Genomic DNA, 21,208 nt, shown 5'->3' on the forward strand with positions numbered 1-21,208 from the left:
ACGACTTAACAAGCCGTATGGTCGGGCGTGGCGCACCCTGCGGACGTCCGGCTGGGGAAGCCCCATCCGTGATCCCGATACGAAGTGAAGGTGCGAAATTGATACGTCGACACACCCGGCGCCGTGGCACGCGTGCCGCGGCGATGATCGCGACTACTGCGGTGTTCGCGGGACTCATGTCCGGACTCGGCGCATCCTCGGCGACGGCTGACCCGATCATCGACTCCAAGGCGCTGCTGGCCAACCCCACCGCCCCGGACGGATCGAAGATCACCAAGGCGGAGATCAAGGACGACCGCAACCTGCGCCTGTACGTGTACTCGGCCGCGATGGACGAGAACGTCATCATCGACGTGCAGCGCCCTGCCGACGCGTCGGTGCCGCGGCCCACGCTCTATCTGCTCAACGGTGCGGGCGGCGGCGAGGACGACGCCTCCTGGGTCGCCAAGTCCGACGCGCTGAAGTTCCTCAGCGACAAGAACGTCAACGTCATCCAGCCCATCGGTGGCAAGTGGAGCTACTACACCGACTGGATCAAGGACGATCCGACGCTGGGTCGCAACAAGTGGAAGACCTTCTTCACCGAGGAGCTGCCGCCGCTGGTCGACGGCGCGCTGGGCACCAACGGCATCAACGCCATCGCGGGCCTGTCCACCTCGGGCACCACCGTGCTGGCACTGCCGATCGCCAAGCCGGGCCTGTACAAGGCCGCCGCGGCCTACAGCGGCTGCGCGCAGACCAGTGACCCGGTGGGTTCGGAGTTCGTCAAGCTGACCGTCGAGACCTGGGGCGGCGGCGACACCGAGAACATGTGGGGCCCGCAGGGCTCGGAGGAGTGGGTCAAGAACGATCCGTACGTCAACGCCGAGGGCCTGCGCGGGCTGGAGCTCTACATCTCCACCGGCAACGGCATCCCCGGCCCGTACGACACCCTCAACGGCCCCTACGCGCTGCCCGGTTCCTACGGTCTGGCCAACCAGATCCTGATCGGCGGCGTCATCGAGGCGGGCACCAACTACTGCACCAACAACCTCAAGACCCGACTCGACGAGCTGGGCATCCCGGCCACCTACAACTTCCGCCCCAACGGCACCCACTCGTGGGGCTACTGGAACGAGGAGTTCCCGAAGTCCTGGCCGGTGCTGGCCAAGGGCCTCGGCCTGTGAGTGCCACCTGAGCGATCCTCGCTCGACCGCCCCGCACACCCCGAGTGTGCGGGGCGGTTCGCTTTCTCACGCGCCGTTCTCGGTCCAGTACTTCCAGATGCGCGGCGCGTAGTCGGCCAGTGGCGGCACGGTGATGTCGGTGCCCGCCAGCCCGGCCGTGGTGTTGGCGCGGTCGAACCAGCAGCCGAATTCGTTGTGCTCGAGCACCGCCGGGTCGATGCCCACGCTCGGCAGCATCCGTTGTGCGCCCGGCAGCCGCAGCACCGCGCGCAGGGTGTCCTTGGGCATCACCTCCACCAGGTGCGGGGCGCCGGCTTCGTCGGCGAAGAGGTTCAGCGCGTCGACCGCACGGGTGCGGACCGGGTCGACCAGGTGGAAGGTGGTGTGCCGCCCGCCCGGGGCGTGGGCGAGATGATCCAGCGCCGCGACGACGAAATCCACCGGCACCATGTTGGTTTCGCCGAGCCGTGGCACGAGCACCGGCAGCAGCCGTGGCAGCTGGGCCGCCATCCGCAGCATCCGGAAGAACCGCTGGGCGCTGCCCGCCCGGTCGATCTCCCCGGTGCGGGAGTGACCGATCACGATGGCGGGCCGGTAGATCCGCCAGTCCAGGCCGCTGGCGCGGACGGCGCGTTCGGCGTCGAGGTGGACGCGCTGGGCCGGGCGCAGGGTCTGGCCGACGTCGAACATGTCCTCGGTGAAGGCCCCGTGGTGATCGCCGGAGATCTCCACGGTCGAAACATGGTGCAGGCGGGCCGCATCCAATCCGGCGGCGAGCGCGATCGCGTGGTGGGCGGCGCCGGCGGCGGGGTCGAGGTGGAAGACGTGCTCGATGTCCCCGCGGTGCGCGCGCACCCAGGCCGGGTCGACGCGGTCGAGATCGGCCTCGACCGGCCGTACCCGTTCGCCGCCCGCCCAATCGCGCGCGCAGGTGTCGTACCGGCCGCGCTCGTCCGGCGGAACCAGTACGTGCACGGTGTCGCCACGGCGCAGCAGCGCGGGCACGAGGAATCGGCCGATGAATCCGGTGGCCCCGGTGACCAGAGAAGTCATAGCCGATGAACATAGTCGGCCGGGGGCGGTTGTGTGTCCGGTGTCACCGAACCGGTGGGAGTTCGCGGGCCCGAGCTACCCGTGGGCGACCCGCGAACCACCGAACCGCGCCGGCACGACCGGCGCGGTGGCTTCGGGACTGCCGTCAGTCGGCGAAGACCGGCTTGCGCTTGGTGAGCATCGCGGTGGCGCCCTCCGCGAAGTCCGGCGACTGGAGCAGTTCGGTCTGCCCGGCCTTCTCGGTGGCGAGGGTCTCGTCCAGCGCGGCCAGCGTCGCCTGGTTCAGTGCCCGCTTGGTCAGCTCGAGCGCCCGGCGCGGACCGGTGGCGATCTTCTGCGCGGCGGCTTCGACGGCGGCGTCGAGCTCGGTCGCGGGCAGCACCGCGGTGAACAGCCCGGCCCGCGCGGCCTCGGTCGCGGGCAGCCGCTCGCCCAGCAGCGCCATCCGCGAGGCCAGCGGGCGGCCCGCCGCGGCGGCGACGAGCGCGGCCGCGCCGCCGTCGGGCATCAGGCCGATGTTGATGAACGCCAGCAGCAGGTAGGAATTCTCGGCCGCGTAGACGAGATCGGCGGCCAGCGCGATGCCCACACCCACGCCCGCGGCGGCGCCCTTGATCGAGACGATCACCGGCACCGGCGCGTCCACGATCGCGCGCACCAGCCGGTTGGCCGCGTCCATCACCATGTCGGAGGTGATGCCGCGTTGGCTCTCGGCCGCCGAGGCGGACAGGTCGGCGCCGGTGCAGAAATCCCCGCCCTCGCCGGTGAGTACGATCGCCCGGACGGCGCGGTCCTGCGCCGCCGCCAGGAACGTGTCGCCGAGCGCGACCATCGTGTCGTAGTCGATGGCGTTCTTCCGCTTGGGATTGGTGATGGTGACGCGCAGGATCCTGCCGTCCTGAACCGCCGAGAAACCGGCTGTGGCCGGCGCTGCGGACGCGGATTCGGTAGTGCTCATGTGGTGCGCTCCTGATGGGAGATTCGGCGGGCGCCGGACCGTGAATGGTGGTTAACTTTGCGAATTGTGGTTAACTTAAGGTGACTTGTCCGGCGCTGTCAACCACGCGGCGCCGGTCCGGAACGGGAGAGGTGCATGGTCGCGGAACACGGCGAGGTCGATCTCGCGGCGGCGCGACCCGACTCGGGCCCGACCGCGGCGGCGGCCCCGGCCGGGAACGGTTCGGGTGCGACGGCGAACCGCTCGGGCGGCGAAGCCGGCGTGCGGCGTCGGCCCAAGGACCGCAAGGCGCAGATCGTGCGGGCGGCCGCGCGCGCGTTCAGCGAACGCGGCTACTACCCGGTCGGCGTCGACGAGATCGCGGCCGAGGTCGGCATCTCCGGCCCCGCCCTGTACCGGCACTTCGCCAACAAGTACGCGCTGCTCGTGGCCGCCGCCGAGGAGGGCGCCCGGCACCTGCTGCAGGTGGCCCAGGCCGCCGACGACCCGGCGCTCGACCCCGAGCCGCGCCTGGACGCGGTCATCAAGGCGATCAGCGAGCACACCATCGACATCCGCCGCGAGGCCGGCCTGTACCGCTGGGAGCGCCGCTACCTCGAGCGCGAGGACCGGTTGCGCATCCGCCGCATCTACGACGAACTCAACGACACCATCGCCGCCCCGATCGCCCGGCTGCGGCCCGGCGCCGACCCGGCGGACCTGCGGATGCTGTCGGCCGCGGTGATGAGCGCGGTCGCCAGCATCGCCGCGCACCGCACCGCGCTCTCCGGCGCCCGGCTGCTGCCGCTGCTGCGCGACATGTGCTGGGCGATCCTGCGCACCGAGTTGCCGCCCGCGCCGGTGAACACCGAGGACGAGCCCGCCCCGCGCGGCCTGCCGGTCACCTCGAAACGCGAGCAACTGCTCACCGAGGCGATCCGCATCTTCGGCCGCCAGGGCTATCACGAGGCCAGCATCGAGGAGATCGGCGCCGCCGTCGGCATCAACGCCTCCAGCGTGTACCGCTACTTCTCCAGCAAGGCCGACCTGCTCGCCGCGGCCTTCCACCGCACCGGCGACCGCGTCTCGGTGGCGATCACCGAAGCGCTGGCCGAGGCGACCAGCCGCCCCGACGCGGTGCGCCGCATCGCCGCGCGGCAGGCCAAGCTGACCTTCGCGATGCCGGAGATCATGCCGGTGTACTACGCCGAGTTCAGCAACCTGCCGCAGGCCGAACAGCACAAGCTGCGCGCCATCCAGCGCCAGAACGTGCTCGAGTGGGCCAACCTGCTCGACGGTGACCCGATCGAGGCGCGCTTCCGCGTGCACGCCGCGATCGGTCAGGTCATCGACGTCGGGCGGCTGATCCGGTTCGACTCGCGCCCGGCCCAGCTCGCCCGCGTCACCGCGCTGATGGAGGCGGTCCTGCTCGGCTGATCAGGGCCGCCGGGCGTGGCGCAGCTGGAAGATCGCGGTCGCCGCCCGCAGGTGCCGGGGATGGCGATCGAAGGTGGTCAGGTTCACCGTCCCGCGGTAGCGCTTGCGCGCGATCGACAGCGTGCGGCTGAACTCGCGCAATCCCTCGTCGCCGTGGCTGTGGCCGTGCCCGTACTCGCCGACGCCGCCGTAGGGCAGGGCGGGGATCCCGGTGTAGGCGGTGGCCGAGTTGATCGTCACCACACCCACGCGCAGCCGCTCGGCGAAGGCCTCGATGCTGTGCACGTCGCGGGTGAACACCGAGACCGCGACCGCGTTGCCGGTCGCGTTGACGCGTTCGGCCGCCTCCTCCATGCTCGCCACCCGGTTCACCACCAGCACCGGACCGATCGCCTCGCCGGTGACGGCCAGGCTCTCCTCGGGCACCTCGGCCAGCACGATCGGCTCGATATAGGGCTCGCGGATGGACTCCAGGCCGCCGACGACCGCCCGCCCGCCGCGGGCCAGCGCGTCGCGCACCTGCCTGCGCACCACGTCCGCCTGCGCCTCCATGATCATCGGACCGTAGGAGGCGCGCCGGTCGGCGCCCGGGCGCAGCCTGCGCGCCTGGGCGATCACCAGGTGCAGGAAGGAGTCGTAGACCGAATCGGCGACGTAGGCGCACTGGACACCGCTGGGATTCTGGCCGGCGTTGGCCATCGCGCCGTACACCGCGGCCTCGGCGGCGTCGTCGAGTTTGGCGTCGACGTGCACGATCATCGCGCCCTTGTCGTCGCGTTCGACGACGACCGGGGTCATCGTCTCCGCGCACCCGGCGATCACTTCCCGCGCGCCCGCCTCCGTCCCGGCGTAGGCGACCTTGTCGACCTCGGCGCGGCACAATGCGAGCCCGGTGGCGTCGTCGCCGGTCACCGCCTGCAACACCGGCTGGTCGGGAGCCAGCGCCCGCCAGCTCTCGGCGAGCCACACCCCGACCCCGGTGGTCAGTTCGTGCGGTTTGAACACCACCGCGTTCCCGGCCGCCATCGCGTAGGCGATCGAGCCCATCGGGGTGTAGACGGGGTTGTTCCACGGGCCGAGCACGCCGACCACGCCCAGCGGCAGGTAGCCGACGGTGGCCTTGTGGTTGCGGGTGAGCCAGTTGCGGCCGAGGGAGCGCCTGCCCAGCGCGCGGGCGGCGTTGCGGGCGGCCCAGTCGAGATTCTCGATGGCCAGCACCACCTCGATGGCCGCGTCGGCCTCCGGTTTGCCGGTCTCGGTGCAGATCAGCTCGACCAGCTCGCCGGACCGGCGGGCGATGGCGCGCTTCCAGTCCAGCAGCCAGCGCTTGCGGCCGCCGAAACCCAGCCCGCCCCACCACTTCTCGGCAGCGCGGGCCGCGCGGACGGCGCGCGCCACCTCGGCGGTGCGCTGCACCGGATACTCGCCGACCGCTTCCCCGGTGCGCGGGTCGTAGGACGTCAACACACTCGTTCGGCCCGTGCCTCCCGGATGCGCCGCCAGGCGTGGCTGCGCAGACTCGGCCATCGATCACCTCTTCGCAGTATCGACCCGCTGGTGGTCCCACCCGAATCGAGCCGACCCAGCGGGCCGAACTGCCGGCGCGTCCCACCGGACGAGTGAGTTCTCGGTCCCCCGTGGACCACCCTATGGGTGGCCGCGTCCGGCCGACAAGGCGCGCGCACTGCCCTTGCGCTGCCCGAAATCACTTCGACCAGGGGCGATTCCGGGCAGCGGCGAGAACGCCGGGCGAATGTGAGCAAGGACACATTTGATCGGCACTGTGAGCGGGTACAGAACGCCGACCCGACGTTTGAAGTGAATGCCGGTAACATCGCGCCGGGCGGTACGGATCACCACCCCGGACGTGTTCGACAGGTGTTCGGCGATCGAGTCGCCGCCCAGAGACAGTGGAGAGTTGATGCCGAGTTCCCCCCAGGCAGAGTCGGCCGCGGACGGCGCCGTACCGCCCGCGGTCCGCGTCGAGGACGTGCGCAAGTCCTTCGGCGATGTGCACGCCCTGCGCGGCATCAGTTTCACCGCCGCCAAGGCGAGCGTGCTCGGCATCCTCGGCCCCAACGGTGCGGGCAAGACCACCACGGTGAAGATCCTGTCCACGCTGCTGCGTCCGGACTCCGGCACCGCCGTGGTCGCCGGACACGACGTGCGCAAGGACCCGGCGGGCGTGCGCCGCTCGATCATGATGACCGGCCAGTACGCCGCCCTGGACGAGAACCTGTCCGGCCGGGAGAACCTCGAGCTGTTCGGCAGGCTGATGGGCCTGAGCAAATCCGCCGCCCGCAAGCGCGCCGACACCCTGCTCGAGGAATTCGACCTCGTCGGTGCGGGCAGGCGCGCGGTGCGGCACTACTCCGGCGGCATGCGCCGGCGCGTCGACATCGCCTGCGGCCTGGTGGTCCGGCCCGAGGTGGTGTTCCTCGACGAACCGACCACCGGCCTGGACCCGCGCAGCCGCCAGGGCGTGTGGGATCTGGTGCGGGTGCTCAAGGACCAGGGCATCACGGTGCTGCTCACCACGCAGTACCTCGAGGAAGCCGACGTGCTCAGCGACAACATCATCGTCATCGACAAGGGCACCGTCATCGCCGAGGGCACCGCCGACGAACTCAAGGAGCGCACCGGCGGCAGCTACTGCGAGGTGGTCCCACTGGACCCGACCCAGCTGCGCATCGCCGCCGACGCGCTCGGCGACCTGGTGCCCGCCGCGGTGGCCGCCGAGCTGAACGGCGGCGACCGGCTCTCCATCCCCGCGCCCGAGGGCGCCGCCACCCTCGCCGAGGCGCTGCGCAGGCTCGACTCGGCCGGCGTCGAACTGGCCGACATCGCCTTGCGCAGGCCCTCCCTCGACGACGTGTTCCTGTCCATCACCGGCCACTCGGGCGGGCACGCGTGACCGCGGCCGTCACCGATCGGGCCGGCGCGGATCTGTTCGCCGAACTCCCGGCGGCGCGCCCGTCGTCGTTCGCGCAGTGGCGCGCGCTCACCGGCCGGGTGGTGTGGACGATGGCCACCAAGGGCGAGCTGATCGTCGCGTTCGTCACCCCGCTGGTCTTCACGCTCGGCTTCTACCTGCCGCTGCGCTACGTGATGAAGTTCCAGGGCATCGACTACGCGCAGTTCGTGATGCCGATCATCGTGCTGCAGACGATGGCGTTCACCATGCTGTCCAACGCGCAGCTGGCCGCCTTCGAGGCGCTCACCGGGCTGAGCACCCGGTTGCAGACCATGCCCATCGGCACGCTGGTGCCGTTCACCTCGCGCATCTGCGCGGGCTTCGTGCGCTCGCTGACCTCGATGGCGGGCGCCCTGCTGTTCGGGCACGCCATCGGCTTCCGGTTCGGCGCCGGATTCGGGCAGGCCGTGCTGTTCTGCGTGTTCTCCCTGGCGGTCGGCACGGTGCTGGCGATCGGCGCCGACGGGCTGGGGAGCCTGACCAAGAGCCCCGAGCAGTTGAGCCAGGCGCTGACGCTGCCGACTCTCATCTTCGGCATGCTCTCGTGCGGGTTCGTCCCCGAGCGCAGTTTCCCCGAATGGATCCAGCCGTTCGTGCGCAACCAGCCGATCTCGCAGTTCTCCTTCGCCCTGCGCGACATGGCGGCGGACGGGGTCACCTGGCAGGTGCTGTGGGTACCGCTGGTGTGGCTGATCGGTTTGGCGTTGGTGTTCACCCCGTTCGCGGTGTGGGCGAGTGTGAGGCGGTCATGAGTTCGGTGGAGACGACGGCGAGGCAGACGACGGCACCGGAGGAGGCGAGCGCGACGACCGCGGACACCGAGGGTTTCCGGCCGCTGCCGACCGTGCGGCCGCGGTCGGAGAACGCGCCCGCCACCTGGGCCAGGCACAGCCTGCTCCAGTGCAAGCGCCTGCTGATCGGCTGGCTGCGCGACCCCGCCACGACCATCCAGACGCTGATCTATCCGGCGGCGACGCTGCTGATGTTCAAGATCGTGCTGGGCAACGCCATCGGCTCGGCCACCGGCATGCCCGCCGTCTACGGCCAGGTGCCGATGATCACGCTGGTGGCGGCCATGTCGGGTGCGGTGGTGAGCGCGCTCGGGTTCAAGGTCGAGCGCGCCACCGGCCTGCTCGGCCGCTTCTACACCATGCCGATGAACCGGGCGGCCGGGCTCACCGGACGCCTGCTCGCCGAGGCCGTGCGCGTGCTCATCACGACGCTGTTCGTGCTGGCCGTCGGCCTCGCGCTCGGTTTCCGGTTCGGGCAGGGCCCGCTGGCGGCGCTCGCCCTGATCGGCATCCCGGTGCTGTTCGGCGTCGGCTTCGCGGTGCTGGTCACCGCGTTGGCCACGCTCACCGAAGGCGTGCTGCTGGTCAGCATCATCGGCATCGTCAACACGCTGCTGATGTTCTTCAACACCGGCTTCGTGCCGGTCTTCGCCTACCCGACCTGGTTGCAGGACGTGGTGGCGAACCAGCCGATGAGCACGGCCATCGACGCCATGCGCGGGCTCAGCTACGGCGGGCCGGTGGCCGAGCCGCTGCTGAAGACCCTGGCCTGGACCATCGGGCTGATCGTGGTGTTCGCCTGGCCCGCGATCCGCGGTTACCGGCGCGCGGCCGAACGCGGCTGAGCTCGGGGCCGGCCTCAGCCGCGTTCGGGGCTCGCCGCGCGGGCGGGAGCGAACTCGTAGCCGACCCAGCGGTTGCGGTTGGTCCAGCCGACCAGGTCGTAGCGCCAGCGGAACGGCCAGGTGTGCGCCACGGTGTCGACGAGCACGGCGCCGAGCGCGGTGTAGTCGGCATGCGCGGAGAGCAGCGCCCGCTGCCCGCGCTCGGACTGGGTGAAGAACGACTCGAACATGGCGATGGACTGGTCGGTGGTCAACCGGCCCAGCCCGTACAGCCCGCGCATGCGCATCCAATAGACCAGCCGGGCCGCCCGGGGCCACAGCGCCGCCACCGGGTCCGCCCCGGCCAGCACCGCCTGGACCGCGGTGTCGGCCAGGGCGAGCGAGTCCGCCACGCTGTAGCCGGTGCAGGGGTGCATCATCCCGCCGCGGGAGCCGAAGGGGACCGCGCGGGCGGTGCCCCGCCGCGGCGGCGGCTGATCCAGCGGGTAGTGCGCGGCTTCGCTCGGCTCCTCGCCGGTGAGCCGGATGCCGTGCGCGGTGAGGCGGTTGAGGGTGCGCTTGCGCAGCTCGTGCTGGGGCATGCCGCCGCGCAGGCCGAGGCTGGTCTCCTCGAAGATCACCGTGCCGTCGCCGAGCGGCACCGCGTAGAGGAACGAGGGCGGCTCGTCGGGGCCGGCGCCGTTCTCCGGCCGCCAGTCCAGCAGCAGCCCTTCGCCCTCGGCCACCATCGGCGCCGCGGTCTCGGCGTCGACGAAGATGCCGTGCGCGCTGGCGGCCCGGCGCTGCCCGACCGTGGGCAGGCCGCGGGTGTCGAACACGGTGCCCGCCCGCAGCAGGGTGCCGTCGGCCAGTTCCACCTCGTGTGCGTCGACCCGGGTGGCGCGCCCGGCGAGCACGGTGGCGTCGTCGAGGGGGAGCGCGTCACGCAGGCCGGGCTTGGAGAGCACGCAGTAGGGGCGCTGGATCCGGTGGGCGGTCCTGGTCCACACCGTCGGTGCGTCGATGCGGCTGGCGATCGCGGTCGCGGGCAGCCAGTCCGGCAGTTCGTCGATCCAGCAGGAGAACGTCGGCGGCCACAGCCGCTCCGGCCGCGGATCGACCGCGAGCACCCGCAGCCCCGCCCGCATCGCCCGATGCGCCAGCGCGCGCCCGGTGGGGCCGAGCCCCACGACGCAGACGTCGGCTTCCTTGCCGCCACTACCCATGAGGGCATCAAATCGGACACCGGTGCGGTGCGCAACGAGGTGTAGCCCGAATTACTTCGGTGTCACCCAGGTGGTGATGTCGGCGTGGACGACCTCGACGCCGTGCTTGTCGTAGATCGCGACCGGCACCACCAGCTCGGTGCCTTCGGTGATCGCGGCGAAATCGGGGATCCGGGGCAGGTGCGCGACGGCACGCAATCCGGTCTCCGCCTTGGTCAGGTACCGCACGTTCATCGCCTTGGGAATCCAGCGATGGGTGGTCGGCACCGTCGCCTCGCTGAGCATCCCCATCGCCACCTCGGCCAGGTTGCAGGCGGCGATGGCGTGGAAGGTGCCGAGGTGGTTGCGGATGCCGAACCACTTCGGCGCCGACACCTCGCACAGTCCCGGCTCCAGCCGCACCACCGTCGGCAGCACCGTGCCGAAGTAGGGCACCCGCGCCACCATCCCCAGCGAGAACAGCGCGTGCCCGATCCGGTTGTCGGGCAACTTCTTCCACCCGCGATAGGTGGCGGTCGCATCGGTCATGGCCATTATCTTACTTCGCAGTAAGTTCCGAGGACAGTCTCACCAGCGATTGCGCGCTTCCTCGGCGAAACCGATCACCTCGCGCAGCTCCAGCCGCGCACCGCCCTCGTCGACGATCGTGCCCGACCAGCGGCCGAAACACTGGTGCACCTCCATCGCGATCAGGCCCGCGCCGGTGCGCGCGTACCGGTCGTGGTCGGGCGTCAACACCACATCCACCCGGCCCGCCCGGTCCCGCACCCGCCACGGCCGCATCGGGTGGTCCCAGTCGTAGCTCCACTCCAGCTCCTCGCCGATCTTGGTCAGCCGCCCGTTGACGCACAGCCCGTTCTCGGTGTAGCCGGTGCCCGCGGTCCACGTGCCGCCGAACTGCAGGCCCACCGTCCGGCCGTCCACCGCCACCCCCGAGGCGGCCGCCCAGTTCCAGCGGTTGCGGTACTTCCACACCCCGCGTCCGAGATCGAGCGTGCCGAAGGCGGGCAGGCCGTCGCCGCCGAGTTCCCAGCGGTCCGCGCCCCGGCGCACGACACCGGTCGCCGGGCGGGTGTTCTGCTTGCTCGTGTACTGGAACCGGCGCGCCGACCACGGGATGACCACGTTGACCGACTCGTGCCCCGCGGGCCGGGCCACCTCGACATCGATCTCGAGCGGGCCGTCCGGGGTCTGCGCGCACGCGGCGCGCAGCCGGGTGCGGTCGGCCAGTTCCTCGATCTCGACGCGCAGGCCGCCCACGTCGGCGGTCATCCGCCCGGTGCCCGGCCGGTCCGGCAAGGCGAATCCCCGTGCGCCCGGGACGATCCGGTCCACGGTGGTGGCACGCCCGGTGGAGGGCCGGCACACCCACACCGTCGCCGTGCCCAGATAGTCGATGTCGGCGTAGGTGATCGCCGCGTAGAGATCGGGCGCGGTCACGCACCAGTAGTCCCACCGCTTCTTGCGACCCCACGCCCGCGCCAGGTTCGCGCGGTGCAGCGGCTGCCGGGACCAGCCGACGGCGGCGGGATTCAGGCGTCCGCGGGCGTCGCAGAGGTCGACGGGGGCGGTCAACTCGCGTTCGATCATCCCGCGATCATGGCAGCCGGCGCGCCGCCGCGAGCGGGTCCGCGCGAGGGCGGGTACCCTGGCCGACCAGGGCCGAACGACGTGATCCGACCCGTTCCGGGGGCGATTTGAAGTCCCTCCCCGGCGTCGTGCATACTGTTCGGGTTGCCTTGCACGGGGTTGCGTTCGTTTCCTGGTGGAACGGGTCGTGGCCGGGGTGGGGCGAGCAGTACCCAATCGTGTACTTCACCGGGCGACCGGTGTGAGTGCGTCCGGGACGTTGTTCCGAAGCCTGCCGACGAAGTTTTCGATCCGGGCCGAGGAATGAGCGGAGAGGCGACACGCCCGACCGCGTGGACCGGAGAACCATGACAGATGAACAGCGGCGAGAGATCGGGCATGCCCCGGTCGTGGTCTCCACTGAGACGTCTTCGTGTGTTCGGGCTGTGCAAATTGAGGGTGGTACGGACGCCTCCGGCATCCGGGCCACGAAGGAAAGCGGAGAAAAGGACACTTAGCGTGGCGGGACAAAAGATCCGCATCAGGCTCAAGGCCTACGACCACGAGGCGATCGACGCGTCTGCGCGCAAGATCGTGGAGACGGTCACCCGCACCGGGGCCCGCGTGGTCGGCCCGGTGCCGTTGCCGACCGAGAAGAACGTGTACTGCGTCATCCGTTCGCCGCACAAGTACAAGGACTCGCGCGAACACTTCGAGATGCGCACGCACAAGCGTCTCATCGACATCCTCGACCCGACGCCGAAGACGGTCGACGCGCTCATGCGCATCGACCTGCCGGCCAGCGTCGACGTCAACATTCAGTGACGGGGACTCGAGATATGACTGACAACAAGAACCGGCCTGCCGCCGGAATCCTGGGCACCAAGCTCGGCATGACCCAGGTCTTCGACGAGAAGAACCGCGTCGTCCCGGTGACCGTGATCAAGGCCGGCCCGAACGTGGTCACCCAGATCCGCACCGAGGAGCGCGACGGCTACAGCGCCGTGCAGGTCGCCTTCGGCGCGATCGACCCCCGCAAGGTGAACAAGCCGGTCGCCGGCCAGTTCGCCAAGGCCGGTGTCACCCCGCGCCGTCACATCGCCGAGATCCGCGTCGCCGACGCCTCGAGCTTCGAGGTCGGCCAGGAGATCAACGCCGACGTGTTCGAAGAGGGCAGCTACGTCGACGTCACCGGCACCAGCAAGGGCAAGGGCTACGCCGGCACCATGAAGCGCCACGGCTTCCGTGGTCAGGGCGCCTCGCACGGTGCGCAGGCCGTGCACCGCCGGCCGGGCTCCATCGGTGGCTGTGCCACCCCCGGTCGCGTGTTCAAGGGCATGCGCATGGCGGGTCGCATGGGTAACGACCGCGTGACCACGCAGAACCTGTCGGTTCACAAGGTCGACGCCGAGAACGGCCTGCTGCTGATCAAGGGTGCGATCCCGGGTCGCAAGGGCGGCGTCGTGATCGTCAAGAGCGCCGTGAAGGGTGGTGCGCACGCATGAGCGCGGTGAGCACTCAGAAGGACACCGAGAAGAAGGCGAACCTGGTCCTCCCCGTCAAGGAGGCCGGTGGCAAGAGCAACGGCACCGTCGAACTCCCCGCGGAGATCTTCGACGTGACCGCGAACATCGCGCTGATGCACCAGGTCGTCACCGCGCAGCTGGCCGCGGCCCGGCAGGGCACCCACGCGACCAAGACCCGCGGTGAGGTCTCCGGCGGCGGCAAGAAGCCGTACCGGCAGAAGGGCACCGGCCGCGCCCGTCAGGGCTCGACCCGCGCGCCGCAGTTCACCGGCGGTGGCACCGTGCACGGCCCGCAGCCGCGCGACTACAGCCAGCGCACCCCCAAGAAGATGATTCGCGCCGCGCTCCACGGTGCGCTGTCCGACCGCGCCCGCAACGACCGCATCCACGTGGTCAGCGAGCTGGTGGCCGGGCAGACCCCGTCGACCAAGACCGCCAAGAACTTCCTGGCCGAGCTGTCGGACCGCAAGAAGTTCCTGGTCGTCGTCGGTCGCGAGGACGTCACCGCGTGGAAGAGCGTGGCGAACCTGCAGAACGTGCAGCCGATCGCCCCGGATCAGCTGAACACCTACGACGTGCTGAACAGCGACGACGTGGTCTTCAGCGTCGAGGCTCTGAACGCTTTCGTTCACGGCCCGACCGAGGCGGCTCAGGAGGAGAGCAAGTGACCACCATCGCCGACCCCCGCGACATCCTGCTGGCGCCGGTCATCTCGGAGAAGTCCTACGGACTGATCGAGGAAGGCACCTACACCTTCCTGGTGCACCCGGACTCCAACAAGACGCAGATCAAGATCGCCGTCGAGAAGGTCTTCGGTGTGAAGGTCACCAGCGTCAACACCGCCAACCGTCAGGGCAAGCGCAAGCGGACCCGCTTCGGTTACGGCAAGCGCAAGAACACCAAGCGTGCGCTCGTGACCATCTCGGCCGACAGCAAGCCCATCGAGATCTTCGGAGGCCCGGTCGCGTAAGCGGACGGGAATCCAGAAAGCAGAGAAGAACTCATGGCAATTCGCAAGTACAAGCCGACAACGCCGGGCCGCCGCGGCTCCAGCGTCTCGGACTTCGCCGAGATCACCCGGTCCACCCCGGAGAAGTCGCTGCTGCGTCCGCTGACCAAGAGCGGTGGTCGTAACGCCCACGGCCGCATCACCACTCGCCACCGTGGTGGCGGGCACAAGCGCGCCTACCGCATCATCGACTTCCGTCGCCTGGACAAGGACGGCATCCCGGCCAAGGTCGCGCACATCGAGTACGACCCCAACCGGACCGCCAACATCGCGCTGCTGCACTACGTGGACGGCGAGAAGCGCTACATCCTGGCGCCCAAGGGCGTCACGCAGGGCACCCCGATCGAGTCCGGCCCCACCGCCGACATCAAGCCGGGTAACAACCTGCCGCTGCGCAACATCCCGACCGGTACCACCATCCACAACGTGGAGCTGCGTCCGGGCGGCGGCGCCAAGCTGGCCCGTGCCGCCGGCATGAGCATCCAGCTGCTCGGCAAGGAAGGCCCCTACGCCACCCTGCGTATGCCCTCCGGCGAGATCCGTCGCGTCGACGTGCGCTGCCGCGCCACCGTCGGCGAGGTCGGCAACGCCGAGCAGTCGAACATCAACTGGGGCAAGGCCGGCCGTATGCGCTGGAAGGGCCGTCGTCCCACGGTGCGTGGTGTCGTCATGAACCCCGTCGACCACCCGCACGGTGGTGGTGAGGGCAAGACCTCCGGTGGTCGCCACCCGGTCTCGCCGTGGGGTCAGCCGGAAGGCCGCACCCGCAAGCCCAACCGTCCGAGCGACAAGCTCATCGTCCGCCGCCGCAAGACCGGCAAGAAGCGCTGAAGGAGGAGGTAAGAAATGCCACGTAGCCTCAAGAAGGGCCCGTTCGTCGACGACCACCTCCAGGCGAAGGTGGACGTGCAGAACGAGAAGGGCACGAAGCAGGTCATCAAGACCTGGTCGCGTCGTTCGACCATCACCCCGGATTTCATCGGTCACACCTTCGCGGTCCACGACGGCCGCAAGCACGTTCCGGTGTTCGTGTCCGAGAACATGGTCGGGCACAAGCTCGGTGAGTTCGCGCCGACCAGGACGTTCAAGAGCCACGTCAAGGAAGACCGGAAGAGCAAGCGGCGATGACCACGACCGAGACTCAGAACCCCACCGCCCGGGCGACCGCCAAGCATGTGCGCGTCACCCCGATGAAGGCTCGTCGTGTCGTGGACCTGGTCCGCGGCAAGCGGGTCGAGGACGCCCTCGCGATCCTGAAGTTCGCGCCGCAGGCCGCGAGCGAGCCGGTCGCCAAGGTCGTCGCCAGTGCCGCCGCCAACGCCGAGAACAACCTCGGCCTCGATCCGGCCACGCTGGTCATCTCGACCGCGTACGTCGACGAGGGCGCGACCCTGAAGCGTTTCCAGCCGCGGGCCCAGGGCCGCGCGTTCCGGATCCGCAAGCGCACCAGCCACATCACCATCGAGGTCGAGAGCGTCCCCACCGCCGGTGGCACTCGTGGCCGCCGGAAGGGAGGGGCAAAGTAAATGGGACAGAAGATCAATCCCCACGGCTTCCGCCTCGGTATCACCACCGACTGGAAGTCCCGTTGGTACGCGGACAAGCAGTACGCGGACTACGTGAAGGAAGACGTCGCGATCCGCAAGCTCCTGGCCACCGGCATGGAGCGCGCGGGCATCTCGAAGGTCGAGATCGAGCGCACCCGTGACCGCGTGCGGGTGGACATCCACACCGCGCGTCCGGGCATCGTGATCGGCCGTCGCGGCGCCGAGGCCGACCGCATCCGCGCCGAGCTGGAGAAGCTCACCGGCAAGCAGGTGCAGCTGAACATCCTCGAGGTCAAGAACCCCGAGTCGGATGCCCAGCTCGTCGCCCAGGGTGTGGCCGAGCAGCTGTCCAACCGTGTGGCGTTCCGTCGCGCGATGCGCAAGGCCATCCAGTCGGCCATGCGTTCGCCGAACGTCAAGGGCATCCGGGTGCAGTGCTCGGGCCGCCTCGGCGGCGCCGAAATGTCGCGCTCGGAGTTCTACCGTGAGGGTCGGGTGCCGCTGCACACGCTGCGCGCCGACATCGACTACGGCCTCTACGAGGCCAAGACCACCTTCGGTCGCATCGGCGTGAAGGTCTGGATCTACAAGGGCGACATCGTCGGTGGCAAGCGTGAGCTGACCGCCGCGAGCGCTCCGGCCGGCGATCGTGATCGTCCGCGCCGCGAGCGGCCGAGCCGTCCGCGTCGGTCCGGTTCCACCGGCACCACCGCGACCAGCACTGAGGCCGGGCGCGCCGCCACCGCGGTGGTGGAAGCTCCGGCAGAGAATCAGGAGGGCTGACGCATGCTGATGCCTCGTAAGGTCAAGCACCGCAAGCAGCATCACCCGAGCCGCACCGGTATGGCCAAGGGCGGCACGTCGGTGGCCTTCGGTGACTACGGCATCCAGGCGCTCGAGCCTGCCTACGTCACCAACCGGCAGATCGAGTCCGCGCGTATCGCGATGACTCGCCACATCCGCCGTGGCGGCAAGATCTGGATCAACATCTACCCGGATCGCCCGCTGACCAAGAAGCCCGCCGAGACCCGCATGGGTTCCGGTAAGGGTTCGCCGGAGTGGTGGGTCGCGAACGTCAAGCCCGGTCGCGTGATGTTCGAGATGAGTTACCCCAACGAGGAGACCGCTCGTGAGGCCCTGCGCCGCGCGATGCACAAGCTCCCGATGAAGTGCAGGATCGTGACCAGGGAGGAGCAGTTCTGATGGCAACCGGTACACCGGCCGCAGAGCTCCGCGAGCTCACCGAAGAGGAACTCGTCTCCCGCCTGCGTGAGTCGAAGGAAGAGCTGTTCAACCTGCGCTTCCAGATGGCGACGGGTCAGCTGGACAACAACCGTCGCCTGCGCGTCGTTCGTCACGAGATTGCGCGCATCTACACGGTCATGCGTGAGCGTGAGCTCGGTCTGGCCACCGGACCCGCTGGTAAGGGAGATGCGGCATGAGCGAGAAGACTGTGGAGCGTGGCCGCCGCAAGGTGCGGATCGGCTACGTCGTGTCCGACAAGATGAACAAGACCATCGTGGTGGAGCTCGAGGACCGGGTGAAGCACCCGCTCTACGGCAAGATCATCCGCACCACCTCGAAGGTGAAGGCGCACGACGAGAACGAGATCGCCGGCGTCGGCGACCGCGTGCAGCTGATGGAGACCCGCCCGCTGTCGGCCACCAAGCGCTGGCGTCTGGTCGAGGTCCTGGAGAAGGCCAAGTAGGTCGACTCCTCGGCTGAGGTCGAAAGCCCGAAGGCCCGCTTTCCAATGGAAAGCGGGCCTTCGTCCGTATTTCACGCCCTGCGTCTAAATCGCGCTCAGGAGAAAGGGGCGCAGGACATCGCCCATGAAGTCGTGGTGGTCATCGGCGTCTTCAGCTCCGTCGAGCAACGTGTCCAGGATGTCGGCGCTGTCGAGCGTTGCCCGGAAGGTCTGTTCGCGGGCGCTTGTGATGACGAGATGCACCACAGCGGCGTAGATCCGGGAACGTGACGTGAGCACCTGTCCGCCGGACTGTTCGTGCCGTCCGAGGTAGCGCTCGGTCACATCGATCACCTCCTGGAGGACCCGGATTTCGATCTGGTCCTGCTCGTTCCATCTGTGCCTGCATGACCCTGTGGGCTTCGCCGACGTTCAATCCCGCCGGCGGCACGGTGTGGTCAATGGGTGGGAGTTCGGCGCTCATAGGCACAGCGTCCCAATGGATGTCCGGGCGCGGTGTGACGATTTGTCACGGGAGCGACGTGGTGAATTCTCGAATCATGGTTCGGTGGTCGCTCGAGCGTGCCGCCAGGAATCGCTGACGATCGTGTCGATATCGGAGCAGGCAGGGCGCCAGCCCAACTCGGCCATAATCCTCGTGGAGTCGCTGACGAGCTCGGGTGGTTCCGGAGCAGTCGGACCGTGGCGCACCGGGACCGGGCGGCCGGTGCGACGTTCGACCGCGGCAACCACCTCGGCGACGCTGGTCCCGCATCCGCTGCCGACGACGTAACGCACGCTTTCACCGCGCGGCGGTGGATCCTCGACCGACGCGAGGATTGCGCGTGCCGCGTCGCTGACGTGCAGGTAGTCGCGCATCGCACTGCCGTCGCCGTTGATCTCGAGGGTGCCCCGCCCTTGTGCGGCTGCGATTGTCCGAGGTATCAAGCGGGTCGGATCGCGATCATCTCCACCCGCGATGTTCATGAAACGCAGAATTGTCGCCGACAGTGCACCGGCGCGCGCTTGGGCCTGGACCGCGAACTCGGCAGCCAGCTTGCTCGCGGCGTACGGGTGTGGCGGCAAGTCCGGCAGGTCCTCGGTCATCGGCTGGCGATCGGGTGTTCCATAGATCGCGCCCGTGGAGGCGAAAACCAACCGTGATACCCGGTGCGCCGCCATTGCCTCGAGCAGAATCACAGTTCCTGTCGTGTTCACCTGAAAATACGAAAGGGGGTCGACTATCGACTCTCTGGCACGGGTGCGCGCCGCCAGATGGCACACCGCGTCGATACCGTACAGAACCGCCTGTACGGCGGCGGAATCGAGAAGATCGGCCACGCGAGTGTTCGCGCGGCGGACCGGATCGGGATCGCGAACCATCGCGACGGGCTCGTGGCCCGCTGCGGCGAGTTGGTCGACGACCGCTCGGCCGAGATAGCCATTGCCTCCGGTGACGAGTACGCGCACTCTTCCATGGTGTCATCACGGCACCAGCAGTTGGCGATGCTTCCAGGCAAGTGCGATGCACGCCGCGGCGGCAGCGGCCAGCGGCTCGTGGTTGAGAATCCGGCGAACATTGGCGGAGGTGAAGCGTATTCCGACCGTGCCGGGGTCGGAAGGATACAGCTCACCTTCCGCGTTTTGCAGCGCCATCCGGGTGAACACTTCATCGAACACATCAGCGTCGAAGACAGCCACGGTGAGAATTTCACCCGCTGGTGTCAACGGGTCGAAGCCCATCCCGAAGCACCAGGCTTTCACACGACCTTCGTTCAGCGCCAGGGACAATGATCGATACGGGTCGGCTTCGTAGTCGATCGACGTCCCGCGGCTGCCGTCGTGCTCCGCAGCGTCCATGAACTCCTCGAAGAACTCGCGGATCATATTCCGCCAGAGGTCGAAGTCTCGCCTGATGTTCCACGGGCCGATCGCTGCGGGCTGGAAGACACCGGCGGGGATGATATGACTCAACCCGGGAGCGAGAGTGACCGACGTGGTTCCTCGTCTGTGCAAGAAGAACGTAGCCCCATCATGACCCCGTCGGACGGTCAGCGTGTTGATGCTCGGCAATATCGCTCGCCGGGTCGTGTCGAACAGATCCCCGATGTGTCGGCGAAACGGCAGGTCGTCGATCTCGAGCCGCCGTGTCCCGGTGCGGGACAGCCACGCAGCGGCGGTCTCGTGCGCGAGCGCCTCGCACACGTCGACCATGTCGAAATAGGTGGTCAGACCGAATCGCAACCGACCGTGTGATCGGCCGAAGCGAGCATCCATCAGCCGGTATGACGTGCGATTCTCGAACAGCGTGGGTCGGGCGATAGTGCGGATCGCTTGACTGTAGCGCTCGAATCGGGTGCCGTCGGCCCGGACCGGGCGCACTGACTCCGTCTCGATCTCGGTTCCGCTCAGCAAGGGGTTGTTCACCTCGCCATCGAATTCGAGTTCGACCGCGGCCAGTTCGACCGGAGACTCGGCGATCCAGCCTGCCTTCGTGAGACAGGTGGTGTTTTCGATCCGTTCCGCGTCCCAGTACATCCGGGCCGCAATCGTGGTGAGCGCATACCGGTTTCGATTCAGGCTCTGCCGCACGAACTGCCACTGCCGTATGTCGTCGCTCTGTGTACGCAATCCAGCAGGCGTGTTCAGCAATCCGAGGGCTTCGGCAGGGAGGTCCATCGCGTCCGCGAACCGGCGCAGCTGTGCTATGTCTCGGCATCTTCTGGCACCACTGATGTACTTCGTCACCAGGCTGCGTTCCACGCCGAGGACGCGGGCCATCTCGTCGTGGGTAGAGATCCCGTGCGCACTCATGTACGCCTTGATGATTGCGGCGAGCGGCGGATCTCCCGTATCCGGCACGACTCCAGCGTATCCACGTGCTCCCTTCTCCGTGCTGTGTTACCCAGATCTCCCGTACGCGCGCCGCATCTTATGGGCGCAGTGGCGTACGGTTCGACGAGTTGGTGAGCCCAGGAGGGTGCAATGGAGGACTTGGCTTCGGCTCGGTTGGCGGCGGGGGCGTTGTTTCGGGAAGGGGAGCGGGTTCTGTTGGTGCACAAGGTTTATGGCGATGGGTGGGATCTGCCGGGTGGGTATGTGGAGCCCGGGGAGTCGCCTGCGGCGGCGTGCCGACGGGAGGTGCGAGAGGAGTTGGGGATAGTGCGGGAGGTTCGGCGGCTGCTTGTGCATGATTGGGCACCGATGACGGGGGAGGGGGACAAGGTGTTGTATGTGTTCGATTGTGGAGCGATCGGGGGTGCGGAAATTCGTTTGGATTCCGCGGAATTGGTTGAGTGGCGGTGGGTACCGGTGGGCGAGGTGGGGGAGTTGGTGATCGATCGGTTGGCGCGGCGGGTTCGGCATGCTTATGCGTCCGCTGTTGCGGGGGAGACGCGGTATCTGGAGCGTGGAGTGCTCGTGGGGGAAGCGTCGCTCGGTTGAGTCCGCACTGAACCGCGC

At 68.8% G+C, this 21,208-nt stretch carries 26 protein-coding genes; 17 read left to right on the plus strand and 9 right to left on the minus strand.

Annotated elements, in window-relative coordinates:
• Positions 1-143 precede the first annotated feature (143 nt).
• On the plus strand, positions 144-1,166 hold the full coding sequence (locus tag CRM89_RS25655; RefSeq protein WP_060593171.1) for an alpha/beta hydrolase family protein: 1,023 nt from the start codon (positions 144-146) through the stop codon (positions 1,164-1,166).
• Between the two features lie 66 nt (positions 1,167-1,232).
• On the opposite strand, the gene CRM89_RS25660 is transcribed toward CRM89_RS25655, so the two are convergent.
• Positions 1,233-2,219, minus strand: a complete 987-nt coding sequence (locus tag CRM89_RS25660) for an SDR family oxidoreductase (RefSeq protein WP_086842524.1) — start codon at positions 2,217-2,219, stop codon at positions 1,233-1,235.
• Positions 2,220-2,364: 145 nt separating this feature from the next.
• A complete protein-coding gene (locus tag CRM89_RS25665; protein WP_086842522.1) occupies positions 2,365-3,177 on the minus strand; it encodes an enoyl-CoA hydratase in 813 nt (270 codons plus the stop codon).
• 135 nt (positions 3,178-3,312) lie between these two features.
• Between CRM89_RS25665 and CRM89_RS25670 the strand changes: the two genes are divergently transcribed.
• Positions 3,313-4,593 carry a TetR/AcrR family transcriptional regulator gene (locus CRM89_RS25670; protein ID WP_098086520.1) on the plus strand — a complete coding sequence of 427 codons (1,281 nt, stop codon included), beginning with the start codon at positions 3,313-3,315 and terminating at the stop codon, positions 4,591-4,593.
• On the opposite strand, the gene CRM89_RS25675 is transcribed toward CRM89_RS25670, so the two are convergent.
• Complete coding sequence (locus CRM89_RS25675) at positions 4,594-6,120, minus strand: aldehyde dehydrogenase family protein (RefSeq protein WP_082668692.1); 1,527 nt, start codon at positions 6,118-6,120, stop codon at positions 4,594-4,596.
• Positions 6,121-6,514: 394 nt separating this feature from the next.
• Between CRM89_RS25675 and CRM89_RS25680 the strand changes: the two genes are divergently transcribed.
• The 3 genes from CRM89_RS25680 to CRM89_RS25690 are packed head-to-tail and all read left to right on the plus strand — an operon-like array spanning position 6,515 to position 9,203.
• Positions 6,515-7,507 (plus strand): daunorubicin resistance protein DrrA family ABC transporter ATP-binding protein, encoded by a 993-nt coding sequence (locus CRM89_RS25680; protein ID WP_011207258.1) that lies wholly within the window; start codon positions 6,515-6,517, stop codon positions 7,505-7,507.
• Entirely contained in the window at positions 7,504-8,319 is an 816-nt protein-coding gene (locus CRM89_RS25685; protein ID WP_086842520.1) for an ABC transporter permease, read from the plus strand. Before CRM89_RS25680 ends, CRM89_RS25685 begins: the two co-directional genes overlap by 4 nt.
• Entirely contained in the window at positions 8,316-9,203 is an 888-nt protein-coding gene (locus tag CRM89_RS25690; protein ID WP_011207260.1) for an ABC transporter permease, read from the plus strand. The genes CRM89_RS25685 and CRM89_RS25690 overlap by 4 nt, the downstream gene beginning before the upstream one ends.
• 14 nt (positions 9,204-9,217) lie before the next feature.
• Here the strand turns inward: CRM89_RS25690 and CRM89_RS25695 are convergent, their stop codons facing one another.
• The 3 genes from CRM89_RS25695 to CRM89_RS25705 are packed head-to-tail and all read right to left on the minus strand — an operon-like array spanning position 9,218 to position 11,998.
• Positions 9,218-10,408 carry a lycopene cyclase family protein gene (locus CRM89_RS25695; protein WP_098086521.1) on the minus strand — a complete coding sequence of 397 codons (1,191 nt, stop codon included), beginning with the start codon at positions 10,406-10,408 and terminating at the stop codon, positions 9,218-9,220.
• Between the two features lie 51 nt (positions 10,409-10,459).
• A complete protein-coding gene (locus tag CRM89_RS25700; protein ID WP_086842514.1) occupies positions 10,460-10,936 on the minus strand; it encodes a hotdog fold domain-containing protein in 477 nt (158 codons plus the stop codon).
• A gap of 39 nt (positions 10,937-10,975) precedes the next feature.
• Positions 10,976-11,998 carry a DUF2804 domain-containing protein gene (locus CRM89_RS25705; RefSeq protein WP_098086522.1) on the minus strand — a complete coding sequence of 341 codons (1,023 nt, stop codon included), beginning with the start codon at positions 11,996-11,998 and terminating at the stop codon, positions 10,976-10,978.
• A 498-nt stretch (positions 11,999-12,496) separates the two neighbouring features.
• On the opposite strand from CRM89_RS25705, the gene rpsJ reads away from it, so the two are divergent.
• The 11 genes from rpsJ to rpsQ are packed head-to-tail and all read left to right on the plus strand — an operon-like array spanning position 12,497 to position 17,767.
• The gene (gene rpsJ, locus CRM89_RS25710; protein ID WP_003938093.1) at positions 12,497-12,802 is read left to right on the plus strand and encodes a 30S ribosomal protein S10; all 306 of its coding nucleotides are present in this window, start codon (positions 12,497-12,499) and stop codon (positions 12,800-12,802) included.
• Positions 12,803-12,816: 14 nt separating this feature from the next.
• On the plus strand, positions 12,817-13,482 hold the full coding sequence (gene rplC, locus CRM89_RS25715) for a 50S ribosomal protein L3 (protein WP_011207264.1): 666 nt from the start codon (positions 12,817-12,819) through the stop codon (positions 13,480-13,482).
• Positions 13,479-14,171, plus strand: coding sequence for a 50S ribosomal protein L4 (rplD, locus tag CRM89_RS25720; RefSeq protein WP_011207265.1), 693 nt, complete (start codon positions 13,479-13,481; stop codon positions 14,169-14,171). Before rplC ends, rplD begins: the two co-directional genes overlap by 4 nt.
• Entirely contained in the window at positions 14,168-14,473 is a 306-nt protein-coding gene (gene rplW, locus CRM89_RS25725; protein WP_011207266.1) for a 50S ribosomal protein L23, read from the plus strand. The genes rplD and rplW overlap by 4 nt, the downstream gene beginning before the upstream one ends.
• Positions 14,474-14,506: 33 nt before the next feature.
• Positions 14,507-15,343, plus strand: coding sequence for a 50S ribosomal protein L2 (gene rplB, locus CRM89_RS25730; protein ID WP_060593157.1), 837 nt, complete (start codon positions 14,507-14,509; stop codon positions 15,341-15,343).
• Positions 15,344-15,358: 15 nt separating this feature from the next.
• On the plus strand, positions 15,359-15,640 hold the full coding sequence (gene rpsS, locus CRM89_RS25735; RefSeq protein WP_011207268.1) for a 30S ribosomal protein S19: 282 nt from the start codon (positions 15,359-15,361) through the stop codon (positions 15,638-15,640).
• Positions 15,637-16,038 carry a 50S ribosomal protein L22 gene (gene rplV, locus CRM89_RS25740; RefSeq protein WP_011207269.1) on the plus strand — a complete coding sequence of 134 codons (402 nt, stop codon included), beginning with the start codon at positions 15,637-15,639 and terminating at the stop codon, positions 16,036-16,038. The genes rpsS and rplV overlap by 4 nt, the downstream gene beginning before the upstream one ends.
• A complete protein-coding gene (gene rpsC / locus CRM89_RS25745; protein WP_011207270.1) occupies positions 16,039-16,842 on the plus strand; it encodes a 30S ribosomal protein S3 in 804 nt (267 codons plus the stop codon).
• 3 nt (positions 16,843-16,845) lie between these two features.
• The gene (gene rplP, locus CRM89_RS25750) at positions 16,846-17,262 is read left to right on the plus strand and encodes a 50S ribosomal protein L16 (protein WP_011207271.1); all 417 of its coding nucleotides are present in this window, start codon (positions 16,846-16,848) and stop codon (positions 17,260-17,262) included.
• Positions 17,262-17,501, plus strand: coding sequence for a 50S ribosomal protein L29 (rpmC, locus tag CRM89_RS25755; protein WP_011207272.1), 240 nt, complete (start codon positions 17,262-17,264; stop codon positions 17,499-17,501). The genes rplP and rpmC overlap by 1 nt, the downstream gene beginning before the upstream one ends.
• Positions 17,498-17,767, plus strand: coding sequence for a 30S ribosomal protein S17 (gene rpsQ, locus CRM89_RS25760; protein WP_011207273.1), 270 nt, complete (start codon positions 17,498-17,500; stop codon positions 17,765-17,767). The genes rpmC and rpsQ overlap by 4 nt, the downstream gene beginning before the upstream one ends.
• A gap of 84 nt (positions 17,768-17,851) precedes the next feature.
• On the opposite strand, the gene CRM89_RS25765 is transcribed toward rpsQ, so the two are convergent.
• From CRM89_RS25765 to CRM89_RS25775, 3 genes are all read right to left on the minus strand, one after another.
• Positions 17,852-18,091, minus strand: coding sequence for a hypothetical protein (locus tag CRM89_RS25765; RefSeq protein WP_127516312.1), 240 nt, complete (start codon positions 18,089-18,091; stop codon positions 17,852-17,854).
• 213 nt (positions 18,092-18,304) lie between these two features.
• The gene (locus CRM89_RS25770) at positions 18,305-19,216 is read right to left on the minus strand and encodes an NAD-dependent epimerase/dehydratase family protein (RefSeq protein ID WP_098086523.1); all 912 of its coding nucleotides are present in this window, start codon (positions 19,214-19,216) and stop codon (positions 18,305-18,307) included.
• Positions 19,217-19,231: 15 nt separating this feature from the next.
• The gene (locus CRM89_RS25775; RefSeq protein ID WP_098086524.1) at positions 19,232-20,608 is read right to left on the minus strand and encodes a helix-turn-helix transcriptional regulator; all 1,377 of its coding nucleotides are present in this window, start codon (positions 20,606-20,608) and stop codon (positions 19,232-19,234) included.
• A gap of 123 nt (positions 20,609-20,731) precedes the next feature.
• Here CRM89_RS25775 and CRM89_RS32325 point away from each other — a divergent pair, with 123 nt between their 5' ends.
• Positions 20,732-21,190, plus strand: a complete 459-nt coding sequence (locus CRM89_RS32325) for an NUDIX hydrolase (protein ID WP_098086525.1) — start codon at positions 20,732-20,734, stop codon at positions 21,188-21,190.
• Positions 21,191-21,208: the final 18 nt, after the last annotated feature.

It is taken from the genome of Nocardia sp. FDAARGOS_372 (assembly GCF_002554515.1).
GTDB classification, from domain to species: domain Bacteria; phylum Actinomycetota; class Actinomycetes; order Mycobacteriales; family Mycobacteriaceae; genus Nocardia; species Nocardia farcinica.